Source organism: Clostridium carboxidivorans P7 (genome assembly GCF_001038625.1).
Lineage (GTDB): Bacteria > Bacillota > Clostridia > Clostridiales > Clostridiaceae > Clostridium_AM > Clostridium_AM carboxidivorans.
Map to the genome: position 1 here is coordinate 4550089 of NZ_CP011803.1, position 23759 is coordinate 4573847.

Consider the following 23759-nt stretch of genomic DNA (forward strand, 5'->3'; position numbering starts at 1 on the left):
ATGATTAGGAGATTTTATAATGAATATATCCATAATATGCGTTGGTAAGCTTAAAGAAAAGTACTTAAAGGAAGCTATAAATGAATACTCTAAACGTTTAAGCAGATATTGTAAATTAGATATAATAGAAGTTCCTGATGAAAAGACACCTGATAATGCTTCTGAAAAAGAAGAACTTCAAATAAAAGACAAAGAAGGCTTAAGTATTCTAAAACACATAAAAAGTAATATGTTTGTTACTGCTTTAGACCTAAAAGGTTCCATGCTTTCCTCTGAACAATTAGCGTCTTTTATAAAAGATGCTGGTATTAATGGAAATAGTAACTTAGCTTTTATAATTGGTGGTTCCCTTGGCCTTTCAAGTCAAGTATTATCACGAGCTGATTTTAAGCTTTGTTTTTCTAAAATGACATTTCCTCATCAACTCATGAGGGTAATTTTATTAGAACAAATATACAGAGGGTATAGAATCATTAGTGGTGAACCATACCATAAGTAGTATTTAACTTTTTATTTGAATTCTTCTAATCCTCCTCAATAGGTATATCATCTAAATCACTTTCTAAAGTACTTATGTTTGTTTTTATTTCGTTTATAATTGTTTTCTTATTTTCTACATCGTTTTGAGTTTCTGCTAATCCAAGTGTCACAGTACTATTAGCTTGAATGAACTTTTTCAGTCTGTCATCTATTAACTTTTTTATAGATTCTAAATTATTGTTCCCAATAGAATCCTTATATTTTTCATAAAATCTTATAGACTCACAAATATAATCAGTTGCTACAAAGCTTTCATTATTAAGCTTTTTATTTTCTAGTAACCTCCTTATATCCATGTTTTTCTTAGAAAATGTGAGTACCAATGATCCAGGTCGTTTTGCCATAATATATCCCCCCTATTATTCCCTAGGTAATATATTTCTTATATGCCACTTTATATAAACCCTCTACAGTTGACCATTGTGGATCAGCTGTTATGAATGAATTAGGAATTTTCTTTGTTATAGCTTCAACTAACTTTTGGGTAGTACCACCTATAAATACTAAGCCATCTAATTCTTCAATACGAAACCCATGCCTGCTAATCTGATCACAAGCTTCATCAAAAAACCGATTCTTGCTCTCCTCAATAACCTCCTGACTTTCCTTATCTATCTGTCCAAAGTTAGACATATAACCAACATTAAGTGCTCTTTCTGCCACCTCGAATTTAACTATATTGCCTCTCTTATAACCTGTTAAATCATCAGCTACATAATTGATTAATTTTATTGCACCAAACTCCTCCACAAAACGATCAGATGAAGGCGACATACAAATACCATCAGTATAAAGAGAAAATGTAAAATTTAATCCTCCAAAATCAACTACTCCTATTTTTTTGTTTTTAAATAAATGAGGAGATAAATAAACTATTCCAGACCCCTCAGCCTTTATCATTACATTTGAAATTTCAAAGCTATAATCCTTATCATCTACATTTATTTCTATAATTCCGTTACCTTTTATGAAATCTTTATATTCTTGTTTAGCCTTTTCAACCTTTAACACACTTATAGGACACGCAAGAACCATACTTATTTTGTTATCCTTAGTATCAGGTTCTAAAAATTGAGTAATGGCTGTATAAGTGCATACTTTATGTATGAACAACGTTTTTGATGTTTCATAGCTTTTAGTTTCACCTTGTTCACCTACAATCAGTTCTTCACCATTAAACACTACCTTATATGATTTTCCCTCTGCATCTATATATCCATTTTTTAGCTCGTATATCTTAGTTCTAATGTTCACCTTCTTTATATCAGAAGTTAACCCCTTAGAATTTCTGCCAATAGCCTTAACAGCATATTTTCCAGCATCTAATGCCATTATATATTCAGCCATTTTGATCACTCCTCTAAATTATTTTCGTATCTACATTGTACTCTAAATGTAGGTGCAAATCAATTACTTTTTATACAAATATTGTAAAAATATATTTTCATAATCTTATTTTGTAGATACACTATATCTACACTATAGATACAATTACGTAAATCCATGTAATTTAACTACTTATATTTATACCTTAATCCACTTAATAGCCAATTCCTCTGTTCTATGATATACTAACCTTGAAAAAGAAAATTAATATTTACAAGGCAATAATACTACATATATTTTTGAAACTATGTATTTTAATAAAAAAGTAAAAATCACTTTATTTAAAGCATATTATAATACCCACTGGCAATAATAGAAATTAAAGGAATATACTATAGCCTTTAGACCTATATATTGGTTTAAGTATCTATAATATAAACGTTGACATATAATTGTATAGATATTATAATTTTAGAATAAAGTGTATAATAAAAAGTAATGACGAGACTAGCAAATGTAACCTTTATTTTTAGCCGTTTATTAAGTTAAATCATAAATATTTAGTTTACATTTAATAACAACCTTAAGTTTCTGATCTAACTCCTCATTGGATAGTAGGCTTAGAAGTAGTCAATGCCTTACTACTGGTAAGTAAAGAAATTTTCTTTACTGTTTAAGTTAGTCATTTTTGACAAATTAGGTGTTACTGCTAAATTAAAGCCTTTCGTCCCTTTATGGATGGAAGGTTTTTTACATGTATTTATTTAAATAATAATTAAATTTTATATTTTTAGGAGGAATTTAATTTATGAAAATAACATTAGTAAAATCCTTATATAGGGAAACTGAAAATTTTTCCAATAAACCTGTAAAAATATCTGGTTGGGTACGAACCGTAAGAGATTCTAAATCATTTGGTTTTATAGAGATAAATGATGGATCATTTTTTAAGAACATCCAAGTAGTTTTTGACGACAGTCTTGAAAACTTTAAAGATGTAACAAAACTTGCTATTAGTTCTTCTTTGTCAGTTGAAGGCACTATAGTGCTTACACCTGGATCAAAACAACCTTTTGAAATGAAAGCTACTAAAATAACTGTAGAAGGAAAATCTTCTTCAGATTACCCATTACAAAAGAAAAGACATTCACTTGAATATTTAAGAACTATAGCTCATTTAAGACCTAGAAGTAATACTTTTTCAGCAGTATTTAGAGTTCGTTCTGTAGCTGCATTTGCTGTTCATAAGTTCTTTCAAGAAAAAGGTTTCGTATACGCTAATACACCATTAATAACTGGAAGCGACTGCGAAGGTGCTGGAGAAATGTTCAGATTAACCACTTTAGATTTAGAAAACGTGCCAAAAGACGAAAATGGCAAAGTAGATTATTCAAAGGATTTCTTTGGAAAAGAGACAAATCTTACAGTAAGCGGCCAATTATCTGCAGAAACTTTTGCTCTTGCATTTAGAAATGTTTACACTTTCGGACCAACATTTAGAGCTGAAAATTCAAATACGGCAAGACATGCTGCTGAATTCTGGATGATAGAACCTGAAATGGCCTTTGCAGAATTAAAGGATTATATGGACATAGCTGAAGACTTAGTTAAGTACATAATAAAATATGTGCTTGCAAATGCACCTGAGGAAATGGAGTTCTTCAACTCATTTATTGATAAGGGATTGTTTGATAGATTAGATAATGTTGCAAATTCAGACTTTGGTAGAATTTCATATACAGAAGCTGTAGACATATTGAAAAAATCTGGCCATGAATTCCAATACCCAGTAGAATGGGGAATTGACCTTCAAACTGAACATGAAAGATATTTAACTGAAAAAGTATTTAAGAAGCCTATATTTGTAACAGATTATCCAAAGGATATAAAGGCATTTTATATGAGAGCAAATGAGGATGGAAAAACAGTTGCTGCTGCTGACTTACTTGTACCTGGTGTTGGTGAAATAGTAGGTGGAAGTCAAAGGGAAGAAAGATTAGATATATTAGAAAAGAGAATTGATGAAATGGGACTTAGCAAGGAAGACTACTGGTGGTACCTTGAATTAAGAAAATATGGTGAAACAAAACACTCAGGCTTTGGTTTAGGATTTGAAAGAATTTTAATGTATATAACTGGAATGTCTAACATAAGAGATGTAATTCCATTCCCAAGAACAACAGGTTCTGCTGAGTTCTAATAAACTCGGAGGTAATAACATGGAAAAAAGGATTGGTGTTGTAGGCATAGTTATAGAAGATCTTGAAAATGCATCAAAAGTTAATAGCATACTTCATTCTTTTGCAAACATAATTGTTGGAAGAATGGGAATTCCTTATAAGGAAAAGAACATATCAGTTATATCATTAATTGTTGATGGTACATCAGACAACATAAGTGCCATGACTGGGAAATTAGGTAAAATTGAAGGCGTTAATGTAAAATCTGCTATAACAAGGAAGTAACACTTCATTTTGGAGAAAAGCAAGATAATTCATTATTACTAAAATAACTAAGATACGATTTATTAAAGAACTAAAAGTTGAAATTTCCTTATGGAATTTATATCACTATCATGAAAGTATTGCTTAAATAAAATGAAATTTAATATACAATTAAGTTTAAAGAGAGAGTTTTCTGTATAAATTAGACAGCTCTCTCTTTCATTTTATTTGAATATTAAGTCTAATTATCCTAAAAAATCAAATTTTTTTAACAATTAAAAAAAAATTTCATGTAACCGTTTGCTGGTCATTTCAATATTTATTAATTTTCGATAGAATATATAAGTAGGAAGTATTTATCTAAAGGTAACTTAATGTTATTATACTTAATTATAAGGATATGGAAAGGCGGCCTTATTATATGAATCTGGAAAAATTATTTCACTTACAACAAAATTTAAATGAACGTATAGAAAAAGAACATGAACTTGATCAAACTTCTTTGTTGTCCAAAAAAGTATTAGCACTTCAAGTAGAACTTGCAGAACTTGCTAATGAAACTAAATGTTTTAAATATTGGAGCTCTAAATCAGCCTCAAATCGAAACATTGTTTTAGAAGAATTTGTTGATTGTCTTCATTTTATACTAAGTCTAGGGTTGGAAAAAAGCTTTGAAAACATAAACAATATAGCTATTAAAGACTCTCAATATGATATAGTTGCTCAATTTTTAAATCTGTATGTAGACATAAATGATTTTTTTATTTGTTCTTCTAAAGATAATTACATAACTTTATTTGAAGACTTTCTTGCTCTAGGAAAAAGCCTTGATTTTAACATAGAAGACATAGAAAATGCTTACCTTATTAAAAATTCTATTAATCACAAAAGACAGGATGAGGGATATTAATATATCTCTACTAAGACCTATAAGTATTATAGGTCTTTTATTTTAACCATAATTAATAATACTAATTAATTATGGTTAAAATAATCTTAGGATGGTGATTTTAAAATGTTGGGTATAATATTTTCAATAATAGCAGGTATATCTATGAGTCTTCAAGGAGTTTTCAATACAAGACTCGGAGAAAAAATAGGATTATGGGAAACTAATGCCATAGTTCAAGGTACAGGTTTTGCTTTAACTTTAATTACCTTATTTCTTTTGGGTAATGGAAGCCTTAGCAACATAAAGCATTGCAATAAAATATATTTATTAGGTGGTTTTCTTGGAGTTATTATTACTTTCACCGTAATGGAGGGTATTGCAAGCTTAGGTGCTACTTACTCCATTGCAACAATACTAGTAGCTCAATTAACTGCTGCCGCCTTAATAGATGCCTTTGGATTTTTTGGTGCACCTCAAGTTAAATTTCACATTACTAAAATAATTGGAATTTGTATAATGATTTTAGGTATTGTAATATTTAAATGGAAAGGTTAAATATATTAGACTTAAACGAAATATAAGGATATAATGTATAATGTAATATTTATGTTCTATGAATTGGTATTATAATGATTTTCCCACTTCTAAAAATAGTGGTGATACATTTTATACCAATTAATAAATTTTACTCAATATTATTATATTAAGACAACATCTATTACGGGGGGATAATCTATATGGATTTTAAACAAATAGAAGCTTTTATAAATGTGGCAAAATTTAAAAGCTTCTCTAAAGCTGCAAATGCTTGTTTTTTATCACAACCTGCTATTAGCTCACATATATCTAGTTTAGAAAAGCAACTTAAAATACAGCTTTTTGATAGAACTTCAAAAGAAGTGCTTTTAACACCAGCTGGAAGTTCATTTCTAAATTATGCTATAGACATTTTAAATGCACGTGATAAAGCTATTTCTAATCTAGCCAAATTCAATGAAACAGTTAGTGGAAAACTTAAATTAGCTTCTAGTACTACTCCTTGTAATACAATAGTACCTATTTTAATAAAAAATTTTCACACTTTGTATCCTGAGGTCTCTTTTGATGTAATGGAAAGAAGCTCTAGAGAAATAATTGAAAACATTATTAAATTTGACTGTGAATTAGGCATTATTGGTGAATTAGTTAATGATGAAAAAATTAAAAGCTATAAACTAATTGAGGATGATTTAATCGTAATATCAGCACCAGAATTTAACCTACCAAGTTCTATAAAAATAGAGGAGCTGTTAAAGTATCCATTTGTTTTAAGAGAAGAAGGTTCTGCTACAAGAAAAACCTTCGAAGATGCTCTGCAAAAACAAGGATTTGATACATCTAACATGGAAATATGCTTTGAAGTTAATAATTTAGATAGCTTGCTTCAATTTGTCAGACAAGGTTTAGGTATATCTGTAGTCTCTAGCCAAGTATTTAGAGATTATATATCCTATGGCCTTATAAAAGAAACCGCTATAGAAAATTTATATTTAAAAAGATATATTTATTTAATATTAAGTTCTAAAAGAACACTTACTCCAACATCTAAAGCTTTCTTTAATTTATGTAAAAATCACTTTAAATTTGATTAGCACATATGCTCCTAAAAATTAATTATTCTTAAGCACACATATTTAATGTTAACATTATAATATATATATGGAATTAATTTTTAAGGAGCTTTAGATGTTTTCTATAAAAAATAAATTAGATAAAAACCTAAAAATTGCCATAGCCAATAAACATTATAAAAGTTATAGAATTATAATACATTGCAAATCTCTACCGGAAGTTATTGAAAAGAAAATAAGAACATATAAAGGAAATCTAATTCACTTTATTCCTTACATCAATTGTATTTCTACTATTCTCTCATCTAATGCTATAGAGAGAATTATAGAATATCCTGAAGTAGATTATGTAACTTTTGATGACTATGCACTATTGTGTGGTAATGACATAGCTTCTTCTAATAAAATATCATTTCAAAAAAAGTATAAATTAACTGGTAAGAATATAGGTATAGGATTAGTTGATAGTGGTGTTTATCCTCATGCTGATCTATTGACACCTAACAATAAAATCAAAAAATTCACAGATCTTTTAAATAATTATAATTATCCGTATGATGATAATGGACATGGAACCTTCATGAGCGGTATAATATCTGGCAGTGGTTATTTATCAAAAGGTGTTTATAGAGGAATAGCTGAAAATAGCCATTTATATTGTATCAAGGCTTTTAATAGTCTAGGTAAAGGTTATATATCTGATATATTATTTTCTATAGCAACTATTATTTCTGAATGTGGAGAATATAACATAAAAGTAATATGCCTTCCATTTGAACTAATCTCAAATGATTATTTTAAGCTTTCCTTATTTGAACAACTTTTTAAGATAGCATCTAATAATTACAATTTAACAATTGTAGTTCCATCAGGTAATAACGGTAATTCAGAATGCAGTATTTCAGGTATTGCTACTTTAGATAACTGTATCACAGTAGGTGGTATAGATACCACTAAACATGACTTTAAACCATATAAATATTCATCTAGCGGACCATTTTCTAAATTAGAAAAACCTGATACATGTGCAGCAGCTGTAAATATATGTTCATTAAATACAAATAAAAATTATATATCAGAAAGAAATGGATCAAAAATATATCCTCAATCTTTAGAAACTCCTTATACTTGCTATACTGGCACATCCTGTGCGGCTGCTTATATAAGTGGCATTTGCGCTCTACTATACGAAAGCAATCCTAACTTAACTTTTAAAGATTTAATTTCTCTTATAAAAACATGCTGTAATCTTTTAGAAATACCTAAATGGCTTCAAGGAGCTGGAATATTAGATCTAGATAGACTGTTCTCTTAAAACTTTTGCAATATTAGTTTATAAATTAAAATAAGCATATTTAGACTGATTTTGAAATTACAATCTAAGTATGCTTATTTAACCACTACTAATATCCCTTATTTAAATCAACTAAATTTATTAGCTTTTCATTACTTTTATATCTTTTTAAATTTTCGTATATTAAATTAAATCTTCTAGCATTTCTCATTTCTGATATCCATGAATTATGTGGAGTTATTATAACATTATCAAAATTCCATAAAGGATTATTTATATCTAAAGGCTCTTTTTCTACTACATCTAATGCAGCTCCACCTATCTTGCCTTTCTCAATATTCTTTATTAGTGCATTTTCATCTATTATAGACCCTCTTGCTACATTTATTAAATATACTCCATTTTTCATTTTATTAAACTTATCTTCATTAATAAGGTGATGAGTTTCATCAGTATATGGTATTGTAATAACCACTACATCACATAATCCTAACATTTCATCAATATTCTTGTTTGAAAAGCATTTGTCAAAATTATCAACAGGTCTGCCATTAGTATTTAATCCTAATATTTTTACACCAAATCCTGAGAATCTTTTTGCTGCTTCCCGGGCAATACTACCTGTACCTATAAATCCAATTGTTTTATTAAATAATTCCAATACTGTAGTATCTATTTTCCATACTTTATTTTTCTGATTTTCATAGAATTTGCTACTGCGTTTTAACAATTCCAATGCCTTTAATACAATCCACTCACCCATAGGAATACTATATCCACCTCTATTGTTACTTATGCTAATGGAACTATTTATTATATAGTCAATTGGCAGCTGATCTATTCCTGCACTAGAAAGTTGAATCCACTTTAATTTCTTCATTTTACTTATATCCAATGTTTTAAATGGGTTATAACAGACTAAAATTTCAATATCTTCTAAATCGTTACTATACTTTGCATCTTTTTCATTAATTATTTTTACATCATAACCTAAGCCCCTGATTTCTTCCATTTTATCTGCACCATAATCATAAGTAAATAGAACCTTATTTTTCATAATTACACCCCAATTTTAAAAATAAAGTAGCCTTTTCTACCAAAAGCCACTCTAAACAAATAAATTATTTTAAATAGTTTAATTAGTTAATTACTATTCCACGTATTTTCCCATATTTCTAAATTTGCTGTACCTTTTATCCAATAGTTCTTCTATAGATTGTTTTTTTAGCACACCAATTTTTTCTACCAACTCTTCTTTTATAGATGCAGCCATTTTTTCTACATCTTTATGTGCTCCTCCTGAAGGCTCTTTTATTACTTTATCTATAATACCATATTCTTTTAAATCCTTAGCTGTTATTTTCATAACTTCTGCTGCTTCCTTAGCACGTGAAGCATCTTTCCATAATATACTTGCAAATCCTTCTGGAGATAGTACAGAGTACACTGAATTTTCTAGCATCCATACATCATCTGCTACTGCAAATGCTAATGCACCACCACTTCCACCTTCTCCAATTACAATTGAAATTACTGGAGTTTTTAATTTTGACATTTCCAAAAGATTTTTAGCTATAGCTTCTCCCTGACCTCTTTCTTCTGCTCCTTTTCCACAATAAGCCCCTTGAGTATCCACCATACATATTACTGGTCTTCCAAACTTTTCAGCTTGTTTCATGAGCCTTAAACCTTTCCTATACCCTTCAGGCTGTGGAGATCCAAAATTTCGTTTTATATTTTCTGCTGTATTTCTTCCTTTTTGGTGTGCAACTATAGTTACAGGCATTCCATCTAATAATGCTATACCTCCAACTACTGATGCATCATCTGAAAAACATCTATCTCCATGAAATTCTATAAAGGAATCAAATATTCTTTCTATATAGTCTAGCGCTGTAGGTCTTTCTATCATCCTAGCTAAAGATAGTTTTTCCCAAGCAGTTTTATTATCAAGTTTTTTACTTAAAATACGCTGTACTTTCTCTAATTTCTCCATAAAGCAAACTTCCTTTCCTTAGAAAATATAACTTTTCTAAAACTACCTATTCTTATCATGAATCATAAGTATTTTTTTAAGAGTTCCCTTTAAATCATTTCTATGAACTATACTATCTATAAATCCATGTTCCAATAAAAATTCTGCTCTTTGGAAACCCTCTGGCAATTTTTGACCTATAGTTTGCTCTATAACTCTTTTGCCAGCAAAACCAATTAAAGCTCCTGGTTCAGAAAGTATAATATCTCCAAGCATAGCAAAACTAGCTGTTACACCTCCTGTAGTTGGATCTGTAAGTACAGTTATATATAAAAGTCCTGCTTCACTTAATTTTCCTAGTGCTGCACTTACTTTAGCCATTTGCATAAGTGAAAACATACCTTCTTGCATTCTAGCGCCACCAGAAGTAGTAAAAATTATTATAGGTCGTTTAAGTTCTATTGCCATTTCTACAGCTCTTGCAATTTTCTCACCAACTACAGAACCCATACTTCCCATCATAAAATGACTATCCATAACACAAATAACTACTTCTTCACCAAAAATAGTTCCTTTACCTGTAACCACAGCTTCATTTAATTCTGTAGCATTTTGCATTTTTTTTATTTTCTCTTCATATCCTTTAAAATTTAATGGGTTTGCTGAAGTTATATTCTTATCAAATTCTTCAAATGTATTTCTATCTATTATAAATTTTATTCTTTCTATTGCATCCATCCTAAAATGGTGCCCACATTGCTTACATACTTGGTTGCTATCTTCAAGATCATTTTTGTACAAAACTTTTCCACAACCATCACACTTTACCCACATACCATTAGGAATACTAGGCTTAGTTTCTTCATCTGCTTTTCTTAATGACTGTTGACTTACAGTAATATATTTTGTCTTCTTAAATAGATTATTTAACAAGTTAGTCACCTCCAGTTAGAAGTTCATAGCAAAAAATTTGCTATGAACTCTTAACTTTATTCTCAATAAATCTTGTATCATAAGTTCCTTTTATAAAATTTTCATCATTTATAAGTTCAAACTGAAAATCAATATTTGTTTTAACGCCCTCTATAATAAATTCTCCTAAAGCTCTTCTCATTTTCCATATAGCTTCTTCTCTATCTTTACCATATACAATGAGTTTTGCTATCATAGAATCATAGTATGGAGGTATTTTATATCCTGAATATACCGCACTATCAATCCTCACATTAAAACCACCTGGTAAATATAAACCCTCAATTTTTCCTGGAGATGGCATAAAGTTCCTAGAAGCATCTTCAGCATTTATTCTACACTCTATAGCATGGCCTTTTATCTCTATATCTTCTTGAGAAAAGCTTAATGGTTCACCTGCTGCAATTTTAATCTGTTCTTTTATTAAATCCACTCCAGTTACCATTTCTGTTATAGGATGTTCTACTTGTATTCTAGTGTTCATTTCCATAAAGTAAAAATCCATATTTTTATCAAGCAAAAATTCTATAGTACCTGCACTATTATATTTTACTGTTTTTGCTGCTCTGACTGCTGTTTCTCCCATTTTTGCTCTAAGTTCTTTTGTCATTATAGGACATGGTGCTTCTTCTAGTACCTTTTGATTTCTTCTTTGCATAGAGCAATCTCTTTCTCCAAGATATACTACATTACCATGATTATCTCCAAGTATTTGAATCTCTACATGTCTTGGTTTTTCTATAAACTTTTCAACATATATAGTTCCATCACCAAATGAAGCTTCTGCTTCAGCCTTAGCATTTTCATAATCTTTTATAAGATCTTTTTCTTCATAGACTACTCTTATGCCTCTTCCTCCACCTCCAGCAGATGCTTTTACCATTACTGGATATCCTATTTCTTTTGCAACCTTTAACAATTGCTTTTCATCTTTTATTGCACCTTTAGATCCTGGAACTATAGGTACCTTTGCCTTTATCATAATATCTCTCGCATTAGACTTATTTCCCATATCATCTATGCAATCAGCATTTGGTCCTATAAATGTAATATTACACTCTTCACACATTTTTGCAAACTTACTGTTTTCAGATAGAAACCCGAAGCCTGGATGAATAGCTTCTGCTCCTGTAAGTACTGTAGCACTTATAATATTCTGTATGTTTAGGTAGCTATCCTTTGCTGCAGCAGGACCTATACATACAGCTTCATCTGCTAGTTGAGTATGTAGTGCATCTCTATCTGCCTCAGAATAAACCGCTACAGTTTCTATACCCATCTCTCTGCAAGCTCTTATAATCCTAACTGCTATTTCGCCTCTATTTGCAATTAATATCTTACTAAACACTTGCATCACCTATCATAAACATTACTTCAGCTTCACAAGCCTTCTTATCATCCACATATGCTATGCCTTTAGCTATGCCTGCAGGTCCTTTAATTTTTATCATTTCTACTTCTAATCTTAGTATATCTCCTGGCACTACCTTTTTTCTAAACTTAGCCTTATTTATTCCTCCAAAGTAAGCAATTTTACCTTTAAAATTTTCTTGGCTCAATATAGCAACTGCTCCTGCTTGAGCCAATGATTCCACAATAAGTACCCCAGGCATTACAGGTTCCTGTGGAAAGTGTCCCTGAAAAAAGTATTCATTCATAGTCACATTCTTATAAGCTACTACCTTTTTACCTGGCTCCATATACGTTACCTTATCTATTAATAAAAAAGGATATCTATGTGGAATAATTTCTTTTATTTCTTTTATTCCTAGATTAACATTAAACTCTATGTTATTGTCCATTATTTTTCCTCCTAGCGATTTTTTAGGAACTAATTAGCCTTTATTTTAAACATAGGCTGACCATATTCAACCATTTGATTATTTTCTACTAAAATTTCAACAACTTCGCCATCTACTTCACTTTGAATTTCATTCATAAGTTTCATAGCTTCTACAATGCAAAGAGTATCTCCCTTTTTAACTTTAGTTCCTACTTCTACAAAAGCTGGTTTATCTGGACTTGATGATCTGTAAAAAGTTCCTACTATAGGTGATACAACTTCTTTTACATTTAAGTCTTCCTTTATTACAGTTTCATCCTCTTTGTTTTCTTCTAACTTTTCAGTTTCATTTTTAACTTTTTCTTCTGATTTTTTTTCTTCTACAACTTCATCTATAGCTAACTTTTTTTCTTCCACTAATGTATTACTATTTTCTGTGTGTCTTGTACAATCAGGTTCTCCCTGCTTTCTCATAACTATAGAAATTCCATGCCAGTTAACTTCTAAATAACCTAATTTAGAATTATCCATAGTTTTAACCATTTCTTCAATTGCTTTAAAGTCCATCTTACTCACTCCACTTTTTTAATAAAATTACTGCATTATGTCCACCAAAACCTAAAGAATTGGACATAACATATTTAAGATCCGCTTTTCTTGCTTTATTTGGAACATAATCTAAATCACATTCCTCATCTTGAACTTCATATCCTACTGTAGGCGGTATGATTCCTTCTTCTAAAGCTTTAACACTTATTACAGCTTCTATTGCTCCAGCTGCTCCTAATAAATGTCCAGTCATTGATTTTGTAGAACTTATAGGTACATTCTTAGCATAATCTCCAAAAGCTTTTTTAATTGCCTCTGTTTCAACTTTATCATTTATTTTTGTACTTGTTCCATGAGCATTTATATAAGATATTTCTTCTTTTTCAATTCCAGCTTCTTCTATAGCAAGGCTCATAGCTCTTGCTGCACCTTCACCACCTGGTGCTGGTGATGTCATATGATATGCATCACATGTAAAACCATATCCAACTAATTCTGCATATATTTTAGCTCCTCTTTTTTGAGCATGTTCTAAAGACTCCAATATTAATATACCAGAACCTTCTCCCATTACAAATCCATCCCTTTCCTTATCAAAAGGAACAGATGCTCTTTTAGGATCTGTACTCTTAGTTAAAGTAGTTGCTGCAGCAAATCCAGCCATAGACAATGGTGTAATACATGCTTCGGTTCCACCTGCTATCATTACATCTGCAAGATTATTTTTAATCATTCTAAAAGCTTCACCCACACAATTTGTACCTGTAGCACAGGCTGTAACTATATTACTGCATGGTCCCATAGCTCCAAATTTTATAGCTATATTTCCAGCAGCCATATTACTTATAATCATTGGTATAAATAAAGGAGTTATTCTGTTAGGTCCTTTTTCCTCTAACACAGAATGTTGTTTTTCTATAGTTCCTATTCCACCTATACCTGAACCAATAACTACCCCAAATCTTTCTTTCTCTACACTTTCAATATCAAGTTTAGAATCTTCTACAGCTTCCATTGCTGAAACCATAGCAAACTGACAAAATCTATCAAATCTTTTTGATTCTTTTCTGTCTAAATGTTCACTTGGGTCAAAATCTTTAACTTCTGCTGCAACTTTTGCTTTATAATTTTCTGCATCAAAACATTTTATAAAATCTATACCTGAAACACCATTTTTTATATTATCCCAGAATGTATTTGCGTCATTTCCAACTGGAGTTATCGCTCCAAGTCCTGTAACTACTACTCTTCTTTTCATAATTAATTCACCAACCTCTAATTTAATTTACATAACCATTCCGCCATCTACATTTATCACATGACCAGTAATATAATCTGAATATGGCAGTGATAAAAATGCTACTACATTTGCTACATCTTCAGCTGTTCCAAATCGTTTTAGTGGTATACCTTTTAATGTTGTTTCCTTTGCTTTGTCAGATAAAACTTCTGTCATATTAGTTTTAATAAACCCTGGTGCTACAGCATTCACAGTTATATTTCTTGAAGCAAGCTCTCTTGCTACAGATTTAGTCATTCCTATTATTCCTGCCTTTGCAGCAGAATAATTTACTTGACCAGCATTACCTGCTATTCCTACTACAGAAGATATATTTATTATTTTACCACATTTTTGTTTCAACATTACAGAACTCACATGCCTTATACAATTAAATGCGCCTTTTAAATTTACTTCTATTACTTTATCAAAGTCTTCTTCTTTCATTCTAAGAAGTAATCCATCTTTAGTTATTCCTGCATTATTTACAAGAATATCTATTCTTCCAAAAACTTCAACAGCCTTTTCTATAAGATTTTTAGCTCCTTCAAAGGAACTAACATCTGCCTGGACTGCTTCAGCTTTAACACCTAGAGCTTTTATTTCTTCAACTAAATCTTCTGCTGATTTTGATTCACTTCTATAATTAATTACTATGTTAGCTCCAAGTCCAGCTAATTTAAGTGCTATAGCTTTACCAATGCCTCGGCTTGCACCTGTAACTACTACCGTTTTACCCTTTAAATCTTCCATTAGCTATTCTCCTTTAACTTTTCAATAGTACTTTCTAGTGATTTTACATCCTGAACGTTTAAAATTGTAGCTTTTCTATCTATTTTCTTAACAAAGCCACTTAATACTTTTCCAGGTCCAATTTCTATAAAAGTATCTACACCCATATCTATCATTCTTCTTATACTTTTTTCAAAAAACACTGTACTCATAACTTGTTTCTTTAAATAGCCTTTTACTTCATCCTTATTATCTACAACTTCTCCTGTAACATTAGTTATAACAGGAATAGAAAAGTTTCCTATAGATACATCTTGTAATTCCTTTTCCAATTTTTCTGCTGCTGGCTTTAACATAGATGTATGGAAAGGTCCACTTACAGAAAGCATTATAGCTTTTCTAGCTCCTGCTTCTTTTAACTTTTCACAGGCAATTTCTAATGGCTTTGCTTCTCCTGCAATTACTACCTGACCCGGACAATTTAAATTAGCTATTTCAACTATACCTATACTTTTACAATCATCACATACTTTTCTTATGTTATCTTCATCTAGTCCTATAATAGCAGCCATGGCACCTACACCTTCTGGTACTGCTTCCTGCATATACTTGCCTCTTTTTTTTACTAAGCTTACTGCTTCTGTAAATTCTAGTACACCACTAGCAACAAGTGCTGAATACTCTCCCAAACTTAGTCCTGCAGTAACATCTGCTTTTATTCCATTGCTTTGTAATATTCTCAAAGCAGCTATGCTTGTAGTTAAAATTGCTGGCTGTGTATTTTCTGTTTTATTTAATTCTTCTTCTGGTCCTTCAAAACACATACTACTTATAGAAAATCCTAGTGCTTCGTCTGCATTGTTAAATATATTCTTGCAAACATCAAAGTTATCATATAACTCTTTACCCATTCCTACATATTGTGCTCCTTGTCCAGAGAATAAAAAAGCTACTTTACTCATTTTTTCCACCTCTTTTATTCAATTCCAAACATCTTTTCTACTCTTGATATATGTTTTTCTGCTTCGCTAAACATTTCCTGTATTATTTCTTCACAACTTTGTTCTTTGCATACTAGTCCTGATATTTGCCCTGCCATTACAGAACCATTATCTACATCCCCATCTACTACCGCTCTTGAAAGTGCTCCTCTTCCTAATTCTTCATACTTTTCAATTGGAGCTCCCTCTTTTTCAAGTAACTGAAATTGTCTTGTAAGTTTGTTTCTTAAAACACGAACAGGATGTCCAGTAGGCCTTCCTGTAACTTGAGTATCTATATCTTTTGCATGTAATACTTTTTGCTTATAAGCCTCTGGAACTATACATTCATGAGCAACTAAAAATCTTGTTCCCACTTGTATTCCATCAACTCCAAGCATAAATGCTGCTGCTACTCCTCTTCCATCTCCTATTCCTCCTGCTGCAATTACTGGTATGCTTACAGCATCTACAACTTGTGGAACTAACGCCATAGTTGTAAGTTCACCTACATGGCCTCCTGACTCACATCCTTCTGCTATAACAGCATCTACACCAGCTCTCTCCATTCTTTTAGCTAATGCTACAGATGCAACTACAGGTATAACCTTTATATCATATTCTTTCCACATGTCTATGTATTTTCCAGGGTTTCCAGCTCCAGTAGTTACTACTTTAACACCTTCTTCACAAACCATTTTAGCTACTGCCTCTGCAGTTTCTCCAAGTAACATTATATTTACTCCAAATGGTTTATCTGTAAGCTTCTTTGCTTTACGTATCTCTTCTCTCACCCATTCTACTGGTGCATTGCCTGTAATAATTCCTAGACCTCCAGCATTAGACACTGCTGCTGCTAAAGAACTATCAGCAATTCGAGCCATCCCACCTTGAATAATAGGATATTTTATCTTCACCATTTGCGCAAATTTGGAATTAATCATAGTTTTTCCTCCTAAACATCAATAATTTTTTATTACGTTACATACCTTTTGTTTTTTCTTCAACAAACCTTACAGCTTCACTTACAGTTGTTATAGCTTCTGCATCTTCTATCTGTACTCCAAATTGTTCTTCTATCTCTATTACTATTTGAAAAAATCCCAATGAATCTACTCCTAATTCCTCAAAAGATGTATTCATTGTAATTTTATCTTGCTGCATTCCCAGTTGTTCCTCTATTATCCTTTTTATTTTGTCAAATACCATTTAATTCTCTCCCAATTTTATGCTACCATTCAATTGCTATTCCTCCATAGGTGAGTCCACCGCCAAAGCCTATAAGTAAAATTTTATCTCCTGTTTTTAATAAGTTTTTCTGATTCATTTCATCTAAAGCAATTCCAATAGTAGCTGCAGAAGTATTTCCAAATTTGTCTAAATTAACATAAAACTTATCTTCACTTACTCCTAATTTTTTAGCTGCAAATTCTATTATTCTATAATTTGCTTGATGAAGAACTATATACTTTATTTCATCCATTGAACAATTTATCTTTTCTAAAAGTTCTTCTGTTGATTGTAATATGGTTTTAACTGCAAATTTAAATATTTCTCTTCCGTTCATTTCCACATAGCTATTTACATTAACATCTATATCCTTTTTATCAGTGTATGGATTTACCACTGGTACAGCTTTTGAGACTAGGTACTGACCTTTGCTGCCATCAGATCCATTACATATAGCCAGTATACTTTCTCTATCTGATTCACTTAATACAGCAGCTGCTGCTCCATCCCCAAATAGCACACAAGTGCTCCTATCTTCCCAATTTAATACTTTGGAAAGTGTTTCTGCTCCTATAACTAAAACCTTCTTTACACTTCCTGTTCTTATAAATTGAGTAGCTATATTAATTCCATAAACAAATCCAGAACAAGCTGCTGATATATCAAAACAAGTAGCATTTACTGCTAATATATTTTTCTGAACCAAACATGCTGTAGAAGGAATAAAATTATCTGGAGTGGATGTAGCCACAATAATTAGATCAATTTCTTCTGGCTTTACTTTTGATTGTTCTAGCGCTTTTAAAGCAGCTTTAGATGCCATATCTGAAGTATCCTCACCTTCAGATATTCTTCTCTCTTTTATACCTGTTCTACTACTTATCCATTCATCACTTGTATCTACAATACAAGATAAATCATCATTAGTTACAATCCTTGGTGGTACATAACTTCCTGTACCCATAATTTGTACCTTATTCATTAATTTTCTCCTTATAGCTAGTTTTTAAATTATACTTAGATTTAAAAAAAACATTAAGCTTTTCTAAGGATTTAATCAAAATTTCTTCTTCTTCTTCATTAAGTCCTTCTATTGCTTCTTTTACCATGTCATGATGAAATTTTCCATGAATTCTATAAGCTAATTTTCCTCTTTTATTTAATCTAATAAATACTATTCTTCTATCCTGTTCACTTCTTCTTCTTTCAACATAACCCTTTCTAACTAAATGACTTATAGCTGTCGTTAGCGTGCCTAACGTTATATTTAATTCAACTGCTACTTCTGTCATAGTTCTAGGCTTATACATTCCTATGGCCTCAATAGTATGAATTTCTGTAACAGATAGATCCTTGAAAACACCAGACTGAAGAGCTTTTTGTTCTATTTCTAGTATATCATTAAAAGTATCTACTAAAAGTTCATTCAAAACATCTATTCTCCTATTCAATTAAATCACCACTTTAAATTTATATTTATAAAAAGCTCTTAAATAACTTGGGCCATTTTAATGATTTTATCACCCTATAAATCTAATTTTAATTAGCCTTTATAATTTTTTTCAGCTTCTGTTACCAATTCATCTATTAATTCTTTTACAGTAACAATTTTATCTATTCTATAAGCATTACTACCTGTAAAAATAAGTCCTTCATCAAGGTTTCCTCTTACTGCTTGAACTAATGCCTTTGATATACAATAAGGAGTACTCTTAGGATTACACTTTTTTAAGCAATTAAAGCAACTTGTAGGTGCTATTCTACCTTTTTCAACTCGCTTTATTAGTTCATTTCTTATAGCTCTTCCTGGAAGACCTACAGGACTTTGTATAACTTTAATATCATCTTTTTTTGAATCCACATAGGCTTTTTTAAACTTTTCATCAGCATCACATTCTTCTGTTGCTACAAAACGTGTACCCATCTGAACTCCTGCAGCTCCTAATTCTAAAAATTTAGCAATATCGGCTCCAGTGTATACTCCGCCTGCTGCTATTACAGGTATATGTTTTCCATATTCCTCTTCAAAAGGTTTTATTGCTTCTATTACCTCAGTTACAATCTCCTCAAGAGATCTTTTATTTTCTTCTAGCAATTGTTCTGGATGGAATCCTAAATGTCCTCCAGCTTCAGGTCCTTCAACTACAACCATGTCAGGAATTCTATTATATTTTTTACTCCAATGCTTTATAATAACTGAAGCTGATTTTCCTGAAGAAGCAATAGGCGCTATTTTTACATTACTTCCTTCAACAAGCTTAGGCAATAATAAAGGGAGTCCTGCACCAGATATAATTACATCTACTTTCTCATCCACACAAGCTTTTACCATTTGATCATAATTGTTAATGGCAACCATTATGTTGACTCCTATAATGCCCTTTGGGCTTATTTCTTTTGCCTTTTTTATTTCCTGCCTTAAAGCTCTGATATTAGCTTCTTTTGTATTTGTTTGAAAATCTGGTTCTCTATATCCTATCTGAACTGAAGATATTACACCGATACCACCTTCATTTGCTACTGCTGATGAAAGTTTGTAACCGGAAACACCTACTCCCATACCGCCTTGAATAATAGGTACTTCAGCTTTTAGTTCTCCTATGACTAATGGTGGTAATTTCATCTAATCGTCTCCTTTAAAATGATTTTTCACTATCAAATATTTTGATAGTCAAAGTATATATTAAAACAATTTAACTGTCAACGTTTTTTACATAAAATTCATTTTATGAAATTTATTTCAACATGCAAAATTAAAATAAGCATATCATCCATAATATGCTTATTTTGTTTAAAAATTAACTCTTTACTGTAAGTATTTTAATGGATTCTCAGGTTTTCCATTTACCCTAACTTCAAAATGTACATGAGGTCCTGTACTCCTTCCCGTACTTCCAACTTCTCCTATCTTTTGTCCACGCTTTACATACTCCCCCACATTAGAACATATTTTACTGCAATGAGCATAAACAGTTTGCATGCCATTACCATGATCTATTTTTATTACATTACCATATCCATCTTCCCATTCTGTACAAAAAACTTTACCGTCCATAGCGGCACAAATAGGTGCTCCCATAGATGCTCCTATATCTATCCCCTGATGCACAGTTCCCCATCTTGCACCAAAAGGTGATGTTATAGTACCTTGAGAAGGTATACCCATACGACTAGCTTTACTAGAAACACCTCTTGAAAGAGTTGAATTACTCTCATCACTTCTTAATGAATTTTGTTCTATATTCTTTGAAAATTTTATAATTGGATTTTTAGAATTAGTCTCTATTTTTTTAATAGTTTGCTCTACAGTATTTACTCTTCCTATTTCTATACTTTCATTTATATATGTTATATGATTTACAAGTTTTAGGTCATCCTTTTCTTCTTTATATAAATTCTTTATTTCATCTAATGTCTTCCTAATCTCTGCTTCATTAGCAAGTACAGCAACTTCTTTTCCATCAGATTTCATTAAAACTGCATTTACCTTTGTATTACTATTTTCCAAAATAAGCTTCTTTATATCTACAGAATTCTGTAGGCTATTAATATTATCAAAATGTTTTTTTATAAATTTTATATCATCTTTAAAATTCACCTTTCCAAATCTCTTTTCTAGGTCTTTTTTTACATTACCCTCCATATTGTAAAACTGTTCTTTATCTGTAACATAACCTACCACTTTACCATTAATATGTATTTCATAACAATTAGGCTTATTATTATATAAATATCTGAGTAACACTGCTGAAGTAATAATAATTATTAGTAAACTTAAATATATTTTACTTCTATTATTTGAATGCAAAGTTATCATTCCTTTCTTAGACATTATATTTTTACCCTTACCTATTTATTGTTCCTAAAATTGTAAAAAATATTACCTAATTTAAAAAAGTTTTTTCATTGTTATACAAATTTTATTTTGTTATAATTATTTATTAGAAGAACTTTTTTTAAAATTAAACCATATTAAAGGTAGGTTATAGAAAATATGAGTACTTTTGTATTTAAAAGTAAGAACTCTAATTACACTCCTGTAAGTAATATTTTTATAGATAAATTTATGCCAAAGGCCCGGGGAGAATTTGTAAAAGTATATCTTCTAGGGCTAAAATATTGCGTATCTGGTGAATTAGGGGTTAGTTCGCAAATAATGGCAAGTGCTTTACATCTCCTTGAAACAGATGTATTAAATGCATGGAACTATTGGAATGATGAAAATGTAATTAGGATGGTCCCTATAGACAATATGGGCAATTACAATATTGAGTTTCTTAATTTAACTGATTCTCCTGAGGAGAATCCCAAAAACATAAACTTACTGGAGGAATTAAACAAAAATTCCACAAAGGATATGCTTCAAGATATAGAAAAACTCCTCGGAAGACCTCTATCCTCAAAGGAAATGACCATGTACATAGGATGGCTAAAAGATTTTAATTTTTCTCCTGAAATTATTCTTTTACTTATTCAATATTGTGCATCAAAGGGAAAAACAGATTGTAGATATATTGAAAAAATTGCTCTAGCTTGGTTTGATGCAAAAATTAAAAATATAGATGACGCCCAAGCCTTTATAAAAAAGCATGAAGACAAGTGGATTAATATAAGAAAAATATTGAACTACTTAGGTATAAAAGATGCAGAAATTATGAAGCCACAAGAAGATATGTTAAACAAGTGGATTACCACTTATAAGTTTCCTATTGATGTTATATATAAAGCCTGTGAAATATGCTTTCAGCGTATAAATAAGACAGACTTTAAATATATTGATGGTATACTTACAAGTTGGAACAAAGATAATATTAAAACTGTAGATGATGTAAACAAAAAAAATACTAAAAAAGTTTACCATAAAAATAATTCAACTTATAAAAATAATTCTTCTAATAGTACATTTAATAATTTCGAACAAAGAAACTATGATTTTGAGGATTTAGAAAAAAAACTGCTAGGATGGGATAAATAATGGTTAAGGGATATCAAAGCAACATAATTAAGGTATATGAAAATATACGTAAATTTGAAGAAAAATCTCTCAATAAAAGAAGAGAAGAAATTCAAAATAAATTTCCTCAAATTATAGATATAGAGCGTGAAATTGGGAAACTATGTGTTAGGCTTTCAATAACTATACTTAACAATTCAGAAAATAAAGAGAATGAATTAAAGAAACTAAAAGAAAAAATTACTGATCTTAGGATAAAAAAATCTGAAATGTTAGTAAGTAATAACTACCCTTTAGACTACTTAGACATGCATTACATGTGCAATAAATGTAAGGATACTGGATTTATTGGAACTCAAAAATGCAGCTGCTATAAGCAAAAACTTGTAGCGCTGTACTATGAAAACTCTGAATTAAAAACTATACTTGAAAAAAATAATTTTAGCAATTTTAATTTTGAACTTTATTCACCTCATAAAAGTGATGATGTACGTAAAAGCCCTAGAAAAAACCTTGAAGATATAGTTTCAAAATCATGGAATTTCATAGAAAGCTTTTCTTCTTCCGATGAAAACATGTTATTTTTGGGTAATTCAGGTACTGGAAAGAGTTTCTTATCCTATTGCATTGCTAAAGAACTTTTAGATAGGGGCCATTTAGTAGTATATAGAACTGCTGAAACATTAATTCATGACTTAAAACAGATTAGGTTTAACAATTCTGATGAACTTGAAGACTTGCTTATAAATTGTGATCTTCTTATAATTGATGATTTAGGTTCTGAACAAATTACTGATTTTTCTAAAACAGAATTATTTAATCTTCTAAATATAAAATTACTTAAAAATCGCAAAATGCTAATTTCCACAAACTGTGGTTTAGAAGAACTATTAAAAAATTATTCTGAAAGAATTTCGTCAAGACTTTTAGGAGAATTCACACTATGCAAATTTTATGGTGATGATATAAGAATAGGTCAAAACATTAAAAATAGAAAATATTAATTTTAAAATATCTTTTGCTTTAATGGCAAAAGATATTTTTTATCATTGCTTTATTATATTAAAATTATTATAATAAAAAAAACATTGAATGTCATACGACATTCAATGTTTTGGTGCTGGCAGAAGGCTTCGAACCCTCGACCTACTGATTACAAGTCAGTTGCTCTACCAACTGAGCTATGCCAGCAAACTATA

The 23759-nt window shown here is 30.5% G+C and carries 26 protein-coding genes and 1 tRNA gene; 9 read left to right on the plus strand and 18 right to left on the minus strand.

Translation table 11 applies throughout. The annotated features are described in order from the left end of the window. Positions 1-19 precede the first annotated feature (19 nt). Entirely contained in the window at positions 20-499 is a 480-nt protein-coding gene (gene rlmH, locus Ccar_RS20355; RefSeq protein WP_007059843.1) for a 23S rRNA (pseudouridine(1915)-N(3))-methyltransferase RlmH, read from the plus strand. A 25-nt stretch (positions 500-524) separates the two neighbouring features. On the opposite strand, the gene Ccar_RS20360 is transcribed toward rlmH, so the two are convergent. Continuing rightward, complete coding sequence (locus tag Ccar_RS20360) at positions 525-884, minus strand: hypothetical protein (protein WP_007059842.1); 360 nt, start codon at positions 882-884, stop codon at positions 525-527. Positions 885-906: 22 nt separating this feature from the next. Next, entirely contained in the window at positions 907-1887 is a 981-nt protein-coding gene (locus Ccar_RS20365) for a ParM/StbA family protein (RefSeq protein WP_007059841.1), read from the minus strand. A 787-nt stretch (positions 1888-2674) separates the two neighbouring features. Between Ccar_RS20365 and asnS the strand changes: the two genes are divergently transcribed. The 6 genes from asnS (at position 2675) to Ccar_RS20395 (ending at position 8127) form a co-directional block, all read left to right on the plus strand. Beyond that, complete coding sequence (gene asnS / locus Ccar_RS20370; protein ID WP_007059840.1) at positions 2675-4066, plus strand: asparagine--tRNA ligase; 1392 nt, start codon at positions 2675-2677, stop codon at positions 4064-4066. A 19-nt stretch (positions 4067-4085) separates the two neighbouring features. After that, positions 4086-4331, plus strand: coding sequence for a TM1266 family iron-only hydrogenase system putative regulator (locus Ccar_RS20375; RefSeq protein ID WP_007059839.1), 246 nt, complete (start codon positions 4086-4088; stop codon positions 4329-4331). A gap of 400 nt (positions 4332-4731) precedes the next feature. Further along, the gene (locus tag Ccar_RS20380) at positions 4732-5220 is read left to right on the plus strand and encodes a dUTP diphosphatase (RefSeq protein WP_007059838.1); all 489 of its coding nucleotides are present in this window, start codon (positions 4732-4734) and stop codon (positions 5218-5220) included. Positions 5221-5325: 105 nt separating this feature from the next. Further along, complete coding sequence (locus Ccar_RS20385; protein ID WP_007059837.1) at positions 5326-5757, plus strand: DMT family transporter; 432 nt, start codon at positions 5326-5328, stop codon at positions 5755-5757. Between the two features lie 182 nt (positions 5758-5939). Beyond that, entirely contained in the window at positions 5940-6833 is an 894-nt protein-coding gene (locus Ccar_RS20390) for a selenium metabolism-associated LysR family transcriptional regulator (protein ID WP_007059836.1), read from the plus strand. 94 nt (positions 6834-6927) lie between these two features. After that, positions 6928-8127, plus strand: a complete 1200-nt coding sequence (locus tag Ccar_RS20395) for a S8 family serine peptidase (RefSeq protein ID WP_007064809.1) — start codon at positions 6928-6930, stop codon at positions 8125-8127. Positions 8128-8215: 88 nt separating this feature from the next. Here the strand turns inward: Ccar_RS20395 and Ccar_RS20400 are convergent, their stop codons facing one another. The 15 genes from Ccar_RS20400 to Ccar_RS20470 form a co-directional block, all read right to left on the minus strand. Then, the gene (locus Ccar_RS20400) at positions 8216-9163 is read right to left on the minus strand and encodes a phosphoglycerate dehydrogenase (protein ID WP_007059833.1); all 948 of its coding nucleotides are present in this window, start codon (positions 9161-9163) and stop codon (positions 8216-8218) included. A 93-nt stretch (positions 9164-9256) separates the two neighbouring features. Beyond that, positions 9257-10102, minus strand: a complete 846-nt coding sequence (locus Ccar_RS27480) for an acetyl-CoA carboxylase carboxyltransferase subunit alpha (protein WP_007059832.1) — start codon at positions 10100-10102, stop codon at positions 9257-9259. A gap of 42 nt (positions 10103-10144) precedes the next feature. Next, positions 10145-11014 (minus strand): acetyl-CoA carboxylase, carboxyltransferase subunit beta, encoded by an 870-nt coding sequence (accD, locus tag Ccar_RS27485; RefSeq protein WP_007064808.1) that lies wholly within the window; start codon positions 11012-11014, stop codon positions 10145-10147. A gap of 40 nt (positions 11015-11054) precedes the next feature. Then, complete coding sequence (locus Ccar_RS20415) at positions 11055-12401, minus strand: acetyl-CoA carboxylase biotin carboxylase subunit (RefSeq protein ID WP_007059829.1); 1347 nt, start codon at positions 12399-12401, stop codon at positions 11055-11057. Next, the gene (gene fabZ / locus Ccar_RS20420; RefSeq protein ID WP_007059828.1) at positions 12394-12855 is read right to left on the minus strand and encodes a 3-hydroxyacyl-ACP dehydratase FabZ; all 462 of its coding nucleotides are present in this window, start codon (positions 12853-12855) and stop codon (positions 12394-12396) included. The genes Ccar_RS20415 and fabZ overlap by 8 nt, the downstream gene beginning before the upstream one ends. 29 nt (positions 12856-12884) lie before the next feature. Continuing rightward, positions 12885-13403, minus strand: coding sequence for an acetyl-CoA carboxylase biotin carboxyl carrier protein (gene accB, locus Ccar_RS20425; RefSeq protein WP_007059827.1), 519 nt, complete (start codon positions 13401-13403; stop codon positions 12885-12887). A 1-nt stretch (position 13404) separates the two neighbouring features. Then, complete coding sequence (gene fabF / locus Ccar_RS20430; RefSeq protein ID WP_007059826.1) at positions 13405-14643, minus strand: beta-ketoacyl-ACP synthase II; 1239 nt, start codon at positions 14641-14643, stop codon at positions 13405-13407. Between the two features lie 27 nt (positions 14644-14670). Further along, positions 14671-15417 (minus strand): 3-oxoacyl-[acyl-carrier-protein] reductase, encoded by a 747-nt coding sequence (gene fabG / locus Ccar_RS20435; RefSeq protein ID WP_007059825.1) that lies wholly within the window; start codon positions 15415-15417, stop codon positions 14671-14673. Beyond that, positions 15417-16358, minus strand: coding sequence for an ACP S-malonyltransferase (fabD, locus tag Ccar_RS20440; RefSeq protein WP_007059824.1), 942 nt, complete (start codon positions 16356-16358; stop codon positions 15417-15419). Before fabD ends, fabG begins: the two co-directional genes overlap by 1 nt. A 14-nt stretch (positions 16359-16372) precedes the next feature. Continuing rightward, positions 16373-17320, minus strand: a complete 948-nt coding sequence (gene fabK, locus Ccar_RS20445; protein ID WP_007059823.1) for an enoyl-[acyl-carrier-protein] reductase FabK — start codon at positions 17318-17320, stop codon at positions 16373-16375. A gap of 37 nt (positions 17321-17357) precedes the next feature. Beyond that, a complete protein-coding gene (locus Ccar_RS20450) occupies positions 17358-17585 on the minus strand; it encodes an acyl carrier protein (protein WP_007059822.1) in 228 nt (75 codons plus the stop codon). A gap of 22 nt (positions 17586-17607) precedes the next feature. Continuing rightward, on the minus strand, positions 17608-18588 hold the full coding sequence (locus Ccar_RS20455) for a beta-ketoacyl-ACP synthase III (protein WP_007059821.1): 981 nt from the start codon (positions 18586-18588) through the stop codon (positions 17608-17610). Beyond that, positions 18581-19057: a MarR family winged helix-turn-helix transcriptional regulator gene (locus tag Ccar_RS20460; RefSeq protein WP_034826232.1), complete on the minus strand. Its 477-nt coding sequence runs from the start codon at positions 19055-19057 to the stop codon at positions 18581-18583. Before Ccar_RS20460 ends, Ccar_RS20455 begins: the two co-directional genes overlap by 8 nt. A 92-nt stretch (positions 19058-19149) precedes the next feature. Beyond that, the gene (locus Ccar_RS20465) at positions 19150-20229 is read right to left on the minus strand and encodes an NAD(P)H-dependent flavin oxidoreductase (protein WP_007059819.1); all 1080 of its coding nucleotides are present in this window, start codon (positions 20227-20229) and stop codon (positions 19150-19152) included. Positions 20230-20412: 183 nt separating this feature from the next. After that, on the minus strand, positions 20413-21438 hold the full coding sequence (locus tag Ccar_RS20470; RefSeq protein WP_007064807.1) for a M23 family metallopeptidase: 1026 nt from the start codon (positions 21436-21438) through the stop codon (positions 20413-20415). A gap of 162 nt (positions 21439-21600) precedes the next feature. Between Ccar_RS20470 and Ccar_RS20475 the strand changes: the two genes are divergently transcribed. Next, on the plus strand, positions 21601-22581 hold the full coding sequence (locus Ccar_RS20475) for a DnaD domain protein (RefSeq protein WP_048030370.1): 981 nt from the start codon (positions 21601-21603) through the stop codon (positions 22579-22581). Continuing rightward, entirely contained in the window at positions 22581-23564 is a 984-nt protein-coding gene (locus Ccar_RS20480; RefSeq protein ID WP_048030372.1) for an ATP-binding protein, read from the plus strand. The genes Ccar_RS20475 and Ccar_RS20480 overlap by 1 nt, the downstream gene beginning before the upstream one ends. Before the next feature lie 111 nt (positions 23565-23675). Here the strand turns inward: Ccar_RS20480 and Ccar_RS20485 are convergent. After that, positions 23676-23751 (minus strand) — tRNA-Thr (locus Ccar_RS20485). Between the last annotated feature and the right edge of the window lie 8 nt (positions 23752-23759).